The sequence below is a fragment of the Lysobacter sp. 2RAF19 genome (genome assembly GCF_052115395.1).
Classification (GTDB): Bacteria; Pseudomonadota; Gammaproteobacteria; order Xanthomonadales; family Xanthomonadaceae; genus Noviluteimonas.
In genome coordinates, this window is the sequence record NZ_JBFRGO010000003.1 from 310046 (window position 1) to 323001 (window position 12956).

Here is a 12956-nt window from a genome sequence, read left to right on the forward strand (position 1 = left end):
CGCTTCACCCATGGAGCACCATGCCGCACTTCATCGTCGACTGTTCCCGGGACCTGCTTGGCATCCACGACCAGGAATCGATCATCGCCCGCCTGCATCGCGTCGCGAATGCGTCGGGGCTGTTCGTCGAATCGGACATCAAGGTCCGCATCAACCCCTACGACACGTACGCGGTTGGAGGCGAGCGGCGGGACTTCCTCCATACCTTCGCGTGGATCATGCAGGGGCGCAGCGTCGAGCAGCGCGCGGCCTTGTCCAGGGCCATCGTGCGCGAAATGGCGGACATGTTTCCGCGCCTGGATCGCATCGCCGTGAACATCGCCGAGTTCGAGAAGGCGACGTACTGCAATCGCGCGATGCTGTGACGCGCTGGCCAGTGCCGTAACGCAAAGAAAAAGGGCCTGCATCGCTGCAGGCCCTTCGCACATCTGGAATCTAAGTGGTGGAGCGGAGGAGGATCGAACTCCCGACCTTCGCATTGCGAACGCGACGCTCTCCCAGCTGAGCTACCGCCCCACGAAGTCGCGCAGTATACGGAGGCGCCGCAGGGCTGCCAAGCGGTGCGCGCCGATCCGCATTGCGGTTCGTGCGCGGACCGCCCCGTTCAGTTGCCGCCCGCGGCCAGCAACGGTTTGAGGCGCGCTTCCAGTTGCTGCCGGCGCCATCCCGACAATGCGCCGGGCCAGTCGTGGCCGTCCAGCAAGGTTTCCAGCCAGCGGCGCGAGGCGAGGACGCCGTCGGGCAGGCCGAGTTCCTTCGCCACTTCCGCGGTCGTGTCCTGCAGTTTGCGCAGGGCGGCCTTGTCGCGATCCTCGCTGCGCGGGGGCGGGGCGTCGGCTTCGTCCGGGAGCGGGGTGGTCAGCGCGGTCCAGATCACGTCGACCAGGCTGCGCGGAGATTTCGGGATCGCGTCCAATTGACGCTTGAGTGCGTCGCGATCGATCGGCGGGTTGCGCGCCAGCGTCGTCGCCAGTTCGTTGTCGAGGATCCAGCTGCGTGGGCGGTCGCTGGTGCGCGCATACGCATCGCGCCAGCGGAGCAGGCGCAGCAGGCGGTGTTGTCCGGCGGTGTCGAGGAATTGCGCGGCGCGCATCGACAGGTGCGGCCAACGTTCGCCGGCTTCGTCGGCGCCTTGCGCCAGGCGCGCGCTGTCTTCGTCCAGCCACGCGCGGCGGCCGAGCGATTCGAGTTGTTCGGACAGGCCGCGATACAAGGCGTCCAGGTGCACGACGTCGTCGGCGGCGTACTTCATTTGCGATTCGGTGAGCGGACGGCGCAGCCAGTCGGAGCGTTGTTCGCCTTTCTCCAGCGCCACGCCGAGCAATTCCTGCACCAGGCGCTGATACCCCATGCCCGCGCCGACACCGGCGAGGCCCGCGGCGATCTGCGTGTCGAACAAAGGCGTCGGCGCCACGCCGCAGCTGCGCTTGAAGGCCACGATGTCTTCCGATGCGCTGTGCATCACCTTGAGGATGCCGGGGTCGGCGAGCATCGGCGCGAGCGCTTCGCACATGCCGTCCTTCAGCGTGTCGACCAACAGGATCTGCGGGTTGCCGTCGGCGTCCTCGAGCGCGATCTGCACGAGCGCCAGCTGCGGCCAGTAGGTGCGTTCGCGGATGAACTCGGTGTCCAGGCCCACGCGGGTGGGGCGGTGCGCCAGGCGCGCCGCGAGGTCGGTGGGGTCGGTGATCCAGAGATGCACGAGGGGTCTTGCTGACAGGACAGGCCGCCAGACTAACCGGGCGAGCGCTTCCACGTCACGGTTGCCCCGGATGGCGAGGATGGCCCACCATCGTCGCGTCACGGCCCCACGGACGTTCATGACGCCTCCACGGACCCGCTCGCCCCGTCTGCTTGCCCTCGCGTGCGTCCTTGCGCTGTCTGCCTGCGATGGCAAGCGCGTGGACCAGGCCGCCACGCCCACCGCCGAACGCAACCCGCTGGTGACCATCACCGGCGAGGAAGCGGTCGCCGTTCCCGCGTGGCAACCGCCGCCGGTGATCATCGCGGCAGGCGAGGAGCCCGCCGTGCTGGCCGAAGCGAACAAGGCGCTCGACGAAGGGCGCCTGTTCGGCGGACCGCGCGACGCCGTGCCCTTGCTCCTGGAATTGCACGCGCGCCAACCCATCGACGCCGGTGTGATGCGCGCAATGGCGCGCGCAATCAAATTGTTGATCGCAGAAGGCGATGCCGCACTCGGTCGCATGGACGAAGATCCCAACGGCCTGGTCCGCGCGCACGAAGTGGGCGAAGTCGGGCGCACCGCCGCGCCGGACGACCCGGCGATGCGTGACTACCTCTCGCGCGTGGATCGCGCCGATCAATCGGTGCAACTGGATCATCGCGGCGAACGCGAACTGCAATCGGGCCGGCTCGGCGAAGAAGCCGGCGACCGCGGTGCGCTGGATTATTTCCGCGAAGCCGCCGAGCGTCGCCCGGGCGATGCGCGCGCCTCGCAAGGCATCGCCGCGGTCGAAAGCGCCCTGATCCGGCGCGCGGAAGAACGCGCCGCGCAGAACGATTTCGCCGGCGCAGAACAATGGCTGGCCTTCGCCGATCGCGTGCGGCCGAGCATGACGACGGTCGACGATGCGCGCGCGCGGATCGCGATGCAGCGCCGCGTGCGCGCCGACGAAATGCGCGACAGGGGCATGGCGGTGCTCATGCGCGAGAACGGTTTGCCCGAAGCGCGCCGCATCCTGTCGGACATGCTGCGCATCGCGCCGCCGGGCGATCCGGCCGCCGCCGAATTGCGCGCGCGCATCGACCAGGTGGCGCACTACGGCCTGTTCCGCGTGGGCCAGGTGTTCACCGACGCGTTGCAAAGCGGCGCGCGCGGGCCGCAGATGGTGGTCGTGCCGCACGGCGGTTTCCGCATGGGCGCGCGCGATGGCGAAACCGGTGCGTCCCCGTCCGAGCGTCCGGTGCATTACGTGCGTTTCGAGCGCGGCTTCGCGATGGCGCGCACCGAAACCACGGTCGGCGAATTCCGCCGCTTCGTGCAGGCCACACAGTACAAGCCGCGTGCGGTGCGGCGCGGACACTCCATCGTCTACGACGAACGCAGCGGCACGCTCGTGCGTCGCAGTGGCGTGGATTGGCGGCACGATTATCTCGGCGAGCTGGCGACCGATGCGATGCCGGTGTTGCACGTCAGCGCGCGCGACGCCGAAGCCTATGCGCATTGGCTCTCGCAGCAGACCGGAGAACGCTATGCGCTCCCGAGCGAGGCGCAATTCGAATACGCCGAGCGCGCGGGCAGCGAAGGCAGCCTGGCGTGGAGCAGCGCGATCCCGCCGCGCTTCGCGGGCAATGTCACCGGATCGGGCGATCGCTCGCCGACGGGCCGCGCCTGGCGCAACGCCTTCCGGGGCTATTCCGATGGGTATTGGGGCCCGGCGCCGGCCGGGCGGTATCCGGGCAATGCATTCGGTCTTCACGACCTGAGCGGCAACGTCAGCGAGTGGGTCGCCGACTGCTGGCACGTCGGGTACCGGCGCGCCCCCGCCGATGGACAGCCCTGGGTCAATCCCGGTTGCCGTCGGCGCGTCATCCGCGGCGGGTCGTGGGTGAGCGCACCGACGCAGGTGCGTTCGGCCTGGCGGCTGTCCACGGATGGCGACACCACCAATGCGCGGCTTGGTTTCCGTCTGGTGCGGGAGCTGTAAGGCGCGATCACATTTCAAGGAGCGGCGATGAACAGTCCCTACGGCAACCAGGCGTCAGGACGGCGCGGGATCGGGTTCGGCGGGATTCGTTGGTGGGTGCTGCTGTTGTTCGCCGGGTACGCGGCGTTCTACTGGTTTTCCAATCGCGTCGACGATCCGCTGACCGGCGAGAAGGTGCTCATCGACCAGAGCATCACGCCGGACGATGAAAAGGCGCTGGGCCTGCAGGCCTGGAACGAATTGCAGCAGACCGAGCAGATCGTTCCCCCGAGTGATCCCAACGCCGCGGCCGTGCGCCAGATCGCGCAGCGCCTCATCGCCAAGATCCCCGAAGTCTCCGACGCACTCGCCGCCGAACACGGCATGCAGGCGCCGCACATCGAGAAGAGCTTCGATTGGGACGTGAACCTGATCCAGTCCGACCAGGTCAACGCGTTCTGCCTGCCGGGCGGCAAGATGGCGGTGTACACCGGCCTGATCCCGGTCGCGCAGAACAACGATGCGATGGCGGTGGTGATGGGCCACGAGATCACGCACGCCTTGCTGCGCCATGGTGCGCAGCGCATGTCGGAACAGAAGCTCGCGCAGATGGGCCAGATGGCCGGCGCGATGAGCGGCATGGACCAGCAGCAGATGCAGGCGGTGATGGCCGTGTACGGCTACGGCCGTGCCCTGCCCTACGCGCGCAAGCAGGAAACGCAGGCCGACGAGATGGGCCTGATGCTCGCCGCGGCGGCGTGCTTCAACCCGGAAGAAGCGATCCCGCTGTGGCAGCGCATGGAGCAGGCCAGCGGCGGACAGGCGCCGCCGGAATTTTCCAGCACGCACCCGAACCCGGGCACGCGCATCCAGAACCTGCAGGCCTTGATGCCCAAGGCCATGGAATATCGGAAGAAGTTCTGCGAGACGGCGCACTGAGCGCCGCCATCGTCAGAAGCTCATGAACAAGCCGCCGTTCACCGGGATGTTCGCGCCGGTGATGAAACCGGCGTCGTCGTTGGTGAGGAACTCCACCGTGCGCGCGATTTCGCTCGGCTTGCCCAGGCGGCCGACCGGCACGCTGTCGACGATCTTGACGCGCACGTCTTCCGGCACCGCCATGACCATCGCCGTTTCGCAATAACCCGGCGAGACGCTGTTGACCGTGACGCCCTTGCGCGCGACTTCGCGCGCAAGCGCCATGGTGAAGCCGTGCATGCCGGCCTTCGCCGCGGAGTAGTTGGTCTGGCCGAACTGGCCGGTCTGCCCGTTGACGGAGCTGATGTTCACCACGCGCCCGAAACCGCGCGTGGTCATGCTGTCCACCACGTGGCGGCACATGTTGAACACGCCGTCGAGGTTGATGTTCAACACGGCATCCCAGTCGGTGCGCGCCATCTTGCGCAGCGTGCCGTCGCGCGTGATCCCGGCGGCGTTGACGAGGATGTCGATCGGGCCGCGTTCGGCTTCGACCTTCCGGACGAGTTCGCCGCAGGCGTCGAAGTCGCCGACGTTGCCGGCTTCGAAATGCACGTCCAGGCCATCGACGTCCTGGCGGAATTGCGCGATGCGCTCTTCGCGCGCGCCGAGGTCGGCGGCGACGACGGTGCGCCCGGCGCGGGCGAGGGTCTTGCAGATCTCGGTACCGAGACCACCGATGCCGCCGGTCACGACGGCCACGCGCTTGCTCATGGGATTCCTGATGTTTGGTGCACTGCAGCAGCCGGCAGGGTGCCAGCGGCAGGCAGGGTCGTCAACGCACGCCGGTCACATTCGCGGCGCGGGAGGCCTGAGGGCTCAGGCCTTGGTCTTGTCCTTGGTGTCCTTCTCGTCCCGGGCCGGCGTGGCGCGGGGCGCCGCCGGGCGGCCCATGCCGCCGACCAGGCCGTTCTGGAAGTCCTTCCACATCTCCAGGTTCTTCTCGGTCAGCTGGTTGAGCATCGTCCACGGCGCCTGGCCGATCAGGCCGCTCATCTGCTGCCGGAACTGCTGTTGCTGCTCCAGGAACATCTGCATCGAGCGTTCCAGGTAGTTGCCCATGAAGCCCTGCAGCGAATCCCCGTAGAACCGGATGATCTGGCTGAGCAACTGCGTGGAGAGGATCGGTTCGCCGTCCTGTTCGTGCTCGGTGATGATCTGCAGGAGCACGCAGCGCGTGAGGTCCTCGCCGGTCTTGGCGTCGCGCACCTCGAACTCTTCGCCATCGACGATGAGCTGGCGCACGTCCTCGATGGTGATGTAGCTGGAGATCCGCGTGTCGTAGAGACGGCGGTTGGGATATTTCTTGATGACGCGGAGTGGCATGCGGTCGACCCCCGAAGACGGCGTGCCCGAGCATGGCGCACCGCAACAGGGGATTGCAACAGGGCTGTCAAGACCCTCAGGTCATGAACGTGAACCCGGTTTCAGCGACCGCTCACCAGCGCGCGCTCACCACCCCATGTACTGGCCGCCGTTCGCCGAGAGATTGGCGCCCGTGATCCAGCCGGCTTCGTCGGGAATGAAGAACGACACCGCGTAGGCGATCTCGTCGGGCTCGCCCAGGCGGCCGGTGGGGATCTGCGCGACGATCTTGTTGCGCACTTCCTCGGGCACGGCCATCACCATGTCGGTCCCGATGTAGCCGGGGGAGACGGTGTTGACCGTGATGCCGAACTTCGCGTTCTCCTGCGCCAGCGAGATGGTGAAGCCGTGCATGCCCGCCTTGGCGGCGGCGTAGTTGGCTTGGCCGTACTGGCCCTTCTGGCCGTTGATCGAGGCGATCTGGATGATGCGGCCCCACTTGCGCGCGCGCATGCCCTCGATCACCGGTCGGGTGACGTTGAAGCAGGAATCCAGGTTGGTGCCGATGACTTCGCGCCACTGCAGCGCGCTCATCTTGTGGAAGGTGGTGTCGCGGGTGATGCCCGCGTTGTTGACGAGGATCTCCACGGGGCCCAGTTGCGCTTCCACGGCGCGGACCATCGCCTCGGCGTCCTGGTCGCTGGAGACATCGCCCGGCGCGAGCGCGACCTCGATGCCTTCGGCACGCAGCTTCGCCTGCCAGGCGCGCGCTTTTTCCTCGTTGCGGTAGTTCGTCGCCACCCGATGCCCGCCCAGCGCCAGCCGACGGCAGATCGCCGTGCCGATGCCGCCCGTGCCGCCCGTCACCAAAGCCACCCTGCTGGATGCCATGTGCCGCTCCCTGGTCTGTCGTTCTGCGAAAAACGCCGGTCGGTCCAGTCTAGGACGCGATTGCGACACCTGTGTTGTGCAACGCAACGGATTCCGACGGAATCCGCGAGGGCGAGAAGGCGGCCTGCGCCGCAGCGAGCGTTCCAGCCACGTCGGTGCACGATTCCAACGCCGCCGGTGCCTGGCCCAGCGCACGCCAGGCCATCCGCAGCGCGGGCAGGGGGTTGGCGTCGTCGATGGGCAGGGCATCGGTCGACTTGGACAGCTTGCGCCCTTGCGTGTCGACGATGAGTGGTAGATGCGCGTAGCGGGGCGTGGGCAGGCCCAGTGCGCGCTGCAGGAGGATCTGGCGCGGGGTGGAGTCGAGCAGGTCGGCGCCGCGCACGACGTCGGTGATCGCCTGCGCCGCGTCGTCGACGACCACCGCGAGCTGGTAGGCCCAGAACCCATCGGCGCGCCGCAGGACGACATCGCCGACTTCGGCGCCGACATCCTGGGCCACGCGCCCCTGGATCGCATCGTCGAAGGCGACGGTCTCGCCGATCGGAATGCGGAGGCGAATCGCCGGCGCGCGCCCGGCCTGCGGCCCGGCGACGCAGGCGTGGTGCAAGCCGCCGCTGGCCGACAGATCGCTGCGGCTGCACCAGCATTCGAAGGCATCGCCGCTGGCCAGCAGGCGATCGAGCGCGGCGCGATAGGCCGCTTCGCGCGTGCTCTGGTACAGGATCGGGCCATCGGAGACCAGGCCGAAGGCTTCCAGCGTGCGCAATTGGCGTTCGATCGCGCCAGGTTGTTCGCGCGGCGGGTCGAGATCCTCCACGCGCACCCACCACTCAGCGCCAACGTGACGCGCCAGCAGCCAACTGCCGAAAGCGGCGAGCAACGAGCCCGGATGCAGGGGCCCGGTGGGCGATGGCGCGAAGCGTCCACGACGGGGCGTGGGACGAAGGCGGTGCTCGCTCGGGTCGGTTCGTATCGACATCGCGCTTGAATTTAAACGAACATCGCCTCACTTCCCCAATACGGCCGCTTTTTCCGGCGGCGCGGATGAGACGACCATGTTCAAGCGCCTCGTGTTGTTCCTCGCCACCAACCTTGCCGTGCTCGGCCTGCTGAGCGTGGTGATGGCGGTTCTCGGCATCAACCCGCAATCGGCCGCCGGCCTGGTGATGTTCGCCGCCGTGTTCGGTTTCGGCGGTTCCATCATCTCGCTGCTGATCTCCAAGTGGATGGCCAAGCGCGCCACCGGCGCCCACGTCATCGAGCAGCCGCGCAACGAAACCGAACGCTGGCTGTTCGACACCGTGCAGCGCCAGGCCAAGGCCGCCGGCATCGGCATGCCCGAAGTGGCGATCTACGACGCGCCGGAAATCAACGCCTTCGCCACCGGCGCCAACCGCAACAAGGCGCTGGTCGCCGTCTCCACCGGCCTGCTGCGCGCGATGGACCGCGACGAGGCCGAAGCCGTGCTCGGCCATGAAGTGAGCCACGTCGCCAACGGCGACATGGTGACCATGGCGCTGCTGCAGGGCGTGCTGAACACCTTCGTGATCGTGCTGGCGCGCGTGGTCGGGCGCGTGGTCGACGGCTACATCAGCGGCAATCGCGAGGGCAGCGGTGGCGGCTTCGGTTACTACATCATCGTGTTCGTGCTCGACCTGGTGTTCGGCCTGTTCGCGAGCATGATCGCGATGTGGTTCTCGCGGCATCGCGAGTTCCGCGCCGACGCGGGCGGCGCCACGCTCGCCGGCCGCGACAAGATGGTCGCCGCGCTGCAGCGCCTGTCGCTGACCTACGGCGAAAGCACCTTGCCCAAGCAGGTCGCCGCGTTCGGCATCAGCGGTGGCGTCGGCCACGGCGTGCGTCGCCTGCTGATGTCGCATCCGCCGCTGGAAGAGCGCATCGAAGCGCTGCGCAATTGGCAGCCGGCTGGGAGTGCAGTCCGACAGAATGTCGTGACCTGACGGCAGCACGGAATGGGGAATGGGGAATAGGGAATAGTTGAGGCGACGCGATTTGACGCGTCGCGAATCTACTATTCCCTATTCCCCGTTCCCCATTCCCGGGGTTACTGGAAGTCGTAGTCCATCTCGGGCCCGGCTGCCGCAAGGAAGTGGCCCTGCACGTAATCCACACCACTCGTGAACAGGAACGTCATCGCCGCCGCATCCTGCACGAATTCGGCGATGGTCTTCGCGCCCTGTTCGTTGGCGCGCACGCTGAATTCGCGGATCTTGGCCTGGTTGTCCGGGTTCTGCGCCAGTTCCTGGATGAAGGCGCGGTCGATCTTCACCAGCGCCGGTTCGAAGTGCTGCATCAGCTGGAAAGAGTTGAGGCCCGTGCCGAACTGCTCCAGGCCCACGCGGCAACCGAACTTGCTCACCGCCGCGCGGAAGGCCTGCGCCTGCTTGAGGTGCGTGAACACCTTGGACTCGGGCAGCTGCAGCACCAGGCGATCGCCCGGGATCTTGTGCAGCGCGATCTGCTCGCCGATGAATTTCGCCAGCGTGTCGTCGGCCAGCGACGCCTGGGTGATCTTGACCAGCAGCGTGGTGTCCTTGCGCAGGCGCGCGCGCTCGGCGACGACCTGGATCGCGCGGCCCGCGACCCAACGGTCGATTTCCCACAGCAATCCGTGTTCTTCGGCCACCGGCAGGAACATCTGCGGCGCCACGAGCTCGCCTTCGGACGTGCCACGCAAGCGCAACAGCGCTTCGTAGGTCTCGCCCGGTTCGCCGTGCAGGCTGATGACCGGCTGGTAGTGCAGGACGAAGCCGTCCCCGTCCACCGCCGCGCGGATGCGTTCGACCCACGCGCGCACGCGCTCTTCTTCGGCGCGATCCACCGCGCCCGGATCGAAGATCTCTGCACGGTTGCCGCCCACCGCGACCGAGGACTGCACGCCCTGGCTGGCCTTGGCGAGCACTTGCGTGACCGAGGCGATCTTCTCGCCGATCTGCACGCCGCCGATGCTGACCGTCGCCGAGAGCGAACGCTCGCCGACTTCGAACACGTGGCCTTCGAAGGCCGCGCGCACGCGCTCGGCGAGTGCGACGGTGCCGACATGGTCGCTGTTCTTCGACAGCACAGCGAACTGGTGTTCGCCGAAACGCGCGGCGACATCTTCGGGGCCCAGCGCGGTGCGCAGGCGCCCGGCGAGGCCGGCGACGAGATCGTCGGCGGCGTCCAGCCCGATTTCCTGCATCAGCCGCACGAAATGGTCCGGCTCGATCAGCAACAGGCCCAGGTGCGTGCCGCCCTGCGCGGTGCCGCCGACGGCCGATTCGAGTTGCTGCAGGAACGTCGGGCGGTTGAGCAGGCCGGTGACCTGGTCGCGCTGGCGCAGTTCCTCGACTTCGCGTGCCAGTTCCGGATCGCTTTCCTGGCGGCGGAAGACGATCTGGATGCACGCTTCGCCCTCGTAGAAGGCCGAGGTGAATTCCATCGTGGCGGGGAAGCGGTTGCCTTCCTGGTCGAGCGCTTCGAGTTCGTAGCGCGGCGGCGGGGCATCGCCCTTCGACAGGCCCTTGAGCAGCGTCTTGAAGTTGGCGACATGGCTGGGCGCGACCAGGTCGAGCAGCGACATGCCTTCGATGTCTTCGAACGCCTCGAAGCCGAACATCTCCAGGTAGGCCTGGTTGGCGCGGATGTGCATGCCTTCGTGCACGTAGGCGATGGGCTCGCGCGAGGAATCGATGAGGGCGTCGCAGCGGCGTTCGGTTTCGCGCACCTGCGCTTCGAGCAGGCGTTGCGCGCGGCGGGCTTCGAGGTCTTCCCATTCGGCGCGCACGGTGGCGAGCACGTGCGGCATGCGGCCGCGCAGGATCAGCCCGCGCACGCCGCGCTCGCTGGCCTGCAGCAAGGTGTTGTCGTCGACGGTGTCGACCACCATCAGCAGCGGGATGTCCTTGCCGCTGGCGTCGATGGCCGTCATCGCGGCCGCCATCGTCGGGTTTTTGGCGTCCTTCGCGGCGATCACGAGGTCGAGCGCGCCGCCCACCAGGGCAGGCAGGGACTCTTCGTTCTCGGGGCGCGACACGCGCACGGCGATGCCGGCGTTGCGCAATCCGCTGACGATGGCTTCGGCCGCCTCGACACTGTCGTCGACGATCAGCAATCGCAGCACGCTGTCCTGTTTGGCTCGCATCCGGGGCTCTCTGGGTCGTGCAGGTCGACCGGGGGAGGGAAAACGGTTCCGGCGACGGACGGTTGACCTTATGGCACGAATGGCCGGTCGAGGTCCATGCGCCGGAAGCTCAGGCCAGGGGTCTCTTGCCCGGATCGCCGGGGAGTTCACGAACCAGGCGCGGGACCAGGTAGCCCGACAGCCGTGCCGCGAGTGCGCGATGCAGGGCCAGGGCCTGCGCATCGTCGACTTCGAAATGGGCCGTGCCCTGCACGCGATCGAGTTGGTGCAGGTAATAGGGGAGCACGCCGGCGCGATGGCCGCGTTCGCTCAGCGCCGCGAGCGCATCGACGGTGTCGTTGACCCCGCGCAGCAGCACCGCCTGGTTGAGCAGGGTCGCACCGGCCGCGCGCAGGCGGGCCAGGGCCGAATCGACGGCCCCGTCGAACTCGTTCGCATGATTGGCGTGCACCACCACGGTCACCGGCCAGGGCAGCGAACCCATCCACGCGATGAGATCGGCGTCGACGCGGTCGGGCAGCACGATCGGCAGGCGGGTGTGGATCCGCAGGCGCTTGAGGTGCCCGATGCCGGCCAGGGCCTGCGTGAGTTCGGCGAGCTTGGGCGTGGCGAGCGAGAGCGGGTCGCCGCCGCTGAGCAGCACTTCCTCGATCGTCGGGTCGCCCGCGATCTGCGCGATCGCCTGCGCCCACCCCCCGGCCGCGGCGGTATCGCCCGCGTAATCGAAGTGGCGGCGGAAGCAATAGCGGCAGTGGATGGCGCAACTGCCGGTGGCCACCAGCAAGGCGCGGCCGCGGTATTTCTGCAGCACCCCATGTGCGGTGCGCGCGGCCGTATCGCCGACCGCGTCGAACCCGAAGCCCGGCACGATCCGGTCCTCATCATCCAACGGCAGCACCTGGCGAAGCAGCGGATCGGCCGCATCCCCGTGGCGCATGCGCGCGACGAAGGCACGCGGCACGCGCAGCGGGAACTGCGCCGCGGCTGCGTCGGATATGCGCGCGGCCACCGCATCGAGGCCGAGCAGGGCGAGCAACTGGCGCGGATCGCGCACCGACTCGCGCCACTGGTGGCGCCAATCCGGCGCGGGCAGCGGCGGGAGGGGAAGGGGTTCGGCTATCATGTCGAGCTCGACATTCTAGCCGGCCCCGTCGCAGGTCGCCGGCGCGCAGACACCGTTTAACAGGAGCAACACCGTGGCCAGCCTCGGCATGAACGACGTCAAGACCGGACAGAAGATCCTGGTCAACAACGACCCCTGCGTCATCATCGACACCGAATACGTCAAGCCGGGCAAGGGTCAGGCGTTCACGCGCGTGAAGTACCGCAGCATCAAGTCCGGGCGCGTCGTCGAAATGACGATGAAGGCCACCGACAGCGTGGAACAGGCCGACGTGGTCGACACCGACATGCAGTTCCTCTACGCCGACGGCGAGTACTGGCACTTCATGAATCCCGAGTCCTTCGAGCAGGTGCAGGCCGACAAGAACGGCATGGGCGGCGCGGACAAGTGGCTCAAGGGCGAGGAAGAGTGCGTGGTCACGCTCTTCAACGGCACGCCGATCATGGTGCAGCCGCCGAATTTCGTCGAACTGAAGATCACCGAAACCGATCCGGGCGTCCGTGGCGACACCTCCGGTGGCGGCGGCAAGCCGGCGACGCTGGAAACCGGCGCGGTCGTGCGCGTGCCGCTGTTCGTCGGCCAGGACGAAATCATCAAGGTCGACACGCGCTCGGGCGAGTACGTCAGCCGCGTGAAGTGATGGATCCCTCCGCAATCCTCCAGCTCGCGGTCTGGCTCGTCGGCGTCATCGTCGCCGCCGGCGCGGTGCTGTGGCTGTGGAACACGACGCTGCCGCGCGTGTTCCCCGGTCGCGTGCGCGCCCTGCGTTACGGCGAGGCGCTGCGCCTGATGTTGCTGGCGTGGTTGCTGTTCGGCGCCGGCGCCTTCGGGCTCACCTACGCCCTCGGCGCGGGCCTCTGGTAAG

Annotated in this window: 13 protein-coding genes and 1 tRNA gene; 6 read left to right on the top strand and 8 right to left on the bottom strand. The window is 67.8% G+C overall.

Annotated elements, in window-relative coordinates:
• Positions 1-20 precede the first annotated feature (20 nt).
• The gene (locus AB4059_RS12935; RefSeq protein ID WP_498979409.1) at positions 21-365 is read left to right on the top strand and encodes a 5-carboxymethyl-2-hydroxymuconate Delta-isomerase; all 345 of its coding nucleotides are present in this window, start codon (positions 21-23) and stop codon (positions 363-365) included.
• A gap of 75 nt (positions 366-440) precedes the next feature.
• Here AB4059_RS12935 and AB4059_RS12940 read toward each other — a convergent pair.
• Positions 441-516: transfer RNA gene (locus AB4059_RS12940), tRNA-Ala, on the bottom strand.
• Positions 517-604: 88 nt separating this feature from the next.
• Entirely contained in the window at positions 605-1702 is a 1098-nt protein-coding gene (gene rnd / locus AB4059_RS12945; RefSeq protein WP_498979411.1) for a ribonuclease D, read from the bottom strand.
• Between the two features lie 199 nt (positions 1703-1901).
• Between rnd and AB4059_RS12950 the strand changes: the two genes are divergently transcribed.
• Both AB4059_RS12950 and AB4059_RS12955 read left to right on the top strand, forming a co-directional pair.
• Complete coding sequence (locus AB4059_RS12950) at positions 1902-3668, top strand: SUMF1/EgtB/PvdO family nonheme iron enzyme (protein ID WP_498979413.1); 1767 nt, start codon at positions 1902-1904, stop codon at positions 3666-3668.
• A 27-nt stretch (positions 3669-3695) separates the two neighbouring features.
• Positions 3696-4586 carry a M48 family metallopeptidase gene (locus tag AB4059_RS12955; RefSeq protein WP_498979415.1) on the top strand — a complete coding sequence of 297 codons (891 nt, stop codon included), beginning with the start codon at positions 3696-3698 and terminating at the stop codon, positions 4584-4586.
• A 12-nt stretch (positions 4587-4598) separates the two neighbouring features.
• On the opposite strand, the gene phbB (AB4059_RS12960) is transcribed toward AB4059_RS12955, so the two are convergent.
• The 4 genes from phbB (AB4059_RS12960) to gluQRS all read right to left on the bottom strand — a co-directional run bounded on the left by phbB (AB4059_RS12960) (position 4599) and on the right by gluQRS (position 7803).
• Positions 4599-5339, bottom strand: a complete 741-nt coding sequence (phbB, locus tag AB4059_RS12960) for an acetoacetyl-CoA reductase (RefSeq protein WP_498979416.1) — start codon at positions 5337-5339, stop codon at positions 4599-4601.
• A 105-nt stretch (positions 5340-5444) separates the two neighbouring features.
• On the bottom strand, positions 5445-5951 hold the full coding sequence (phaR, locus tag AB4059_RS12965) for a polyhydroxyalkanoate synthesis repressor PhaR (RefSeq protein WP_498979417.1): 507 nt from the start codon (positions 5949-5951) through the stop codon (positions 5445-5447).
• A 126-nt stretch (positions 5952-6077) separates the two neighbouring features.
• Positions 6078-6821 carry an acetoacetyl-CoA reductase gene (phbB, locus tag AB4059_RS12970; RefSeq protein ID WP_498979419.1) on the bottom strand — a complete coding sequence of 248 codons (744 nt, stop codon included), beginning with the start codon at positions 6819-6821 and terminating at the stop codon, positions 6078-6080.
• A 49-nt stretch (positions 6822-6870) separates the two neighbouring features.
• Positions 6871-7803 carry a tRNA glutamyl-Q(34) synthetase GluQRS gene (gluQRS, locus tag AB4059_RS12975; protein ID WP_498979420.1) on the bottom strand — a complete coding sequence of 311 codons (933 nt, stop codon included), beginning with the start codon at positions 7801-7803 and terminating at the stop codon, positions 6871-6873.
• A gap of 76 nt (positions 7804-7879) precedes the next feature.
• Here gluQRS and htpX point away from each other — a divergent pair, with 76 nt between their 5' ends.
• On the top strand, positions 7880-8785 hold the full coding sequence (gene htpX, locus AB4059_RS12980) for a protease HtpX (protein WP_498979422.1): 906 nt from the start codon (positions 7880-7882) through the stop codon (positions 8783-8785).
• Positions 8786-8889: 104 nt separating this feature from the next.
• Here the strand turns inward: htpX and AB4059_RS12985 are convergent, their stop codons facing one another.
• Together AB4059_RS12985 and epmB are read right to left on the bottom strand one after the other, a co-directional pair.
• Positions 8890-10968 (bottom strand): EAL domain-containing response regulator, encoded by a 2079-nt coding sequence (locus AB4059_RS12985; protein WP_498979423.1) that lies wholly within the window; start codon positions 10966-10968, stop codon positions 8890-8892.
• A 109-nt stretch (positions 10969-11077) separates the two neighbouring features.
• Complete coding sequence (gene epmB / locus AB4059_RS12990) at positions 11078-12091, bottom strand: EF-P beta-lysylation protein EpmB (protein WP_498979424.1); 1014 nt, start codon at positions 12089-12091, stop codon at positions 11078-11080.
• Between the two features lie 73 nt (positions 12092-12164).
• On the opposite strand from epmB, the gene efp reads away from it, so the two are divergent.
• Together efp and AB4059_RS13000 are read left to right on the top strand one after the other, a co-directional pair.
• On the top strand, positions 12165-12731 hold the full coding sequence (efp, locus tag AB4059_RS12995; protein ID WP_498979426.1) for an elongation factor P: 567 nt from the start codon (positions 12165-12167) through the stop codon (positions 12729-12731).
• The gene (locus AB4059_RS13000) at positions 12731-12955 is read left to right on the top strand and encodes a hypothetical protein (protein ID WP_498979427.1); all 225 of its coding nucleotides are present in this window, start codon (positions 12731-12733) and stop codon (positions 12953-12955) included. Before efp ends, AB4059_RS13000 begins: the two co-directional genes overlap by 1 nt.
• Position 12956: the final 1 nt, after the last annotated feature.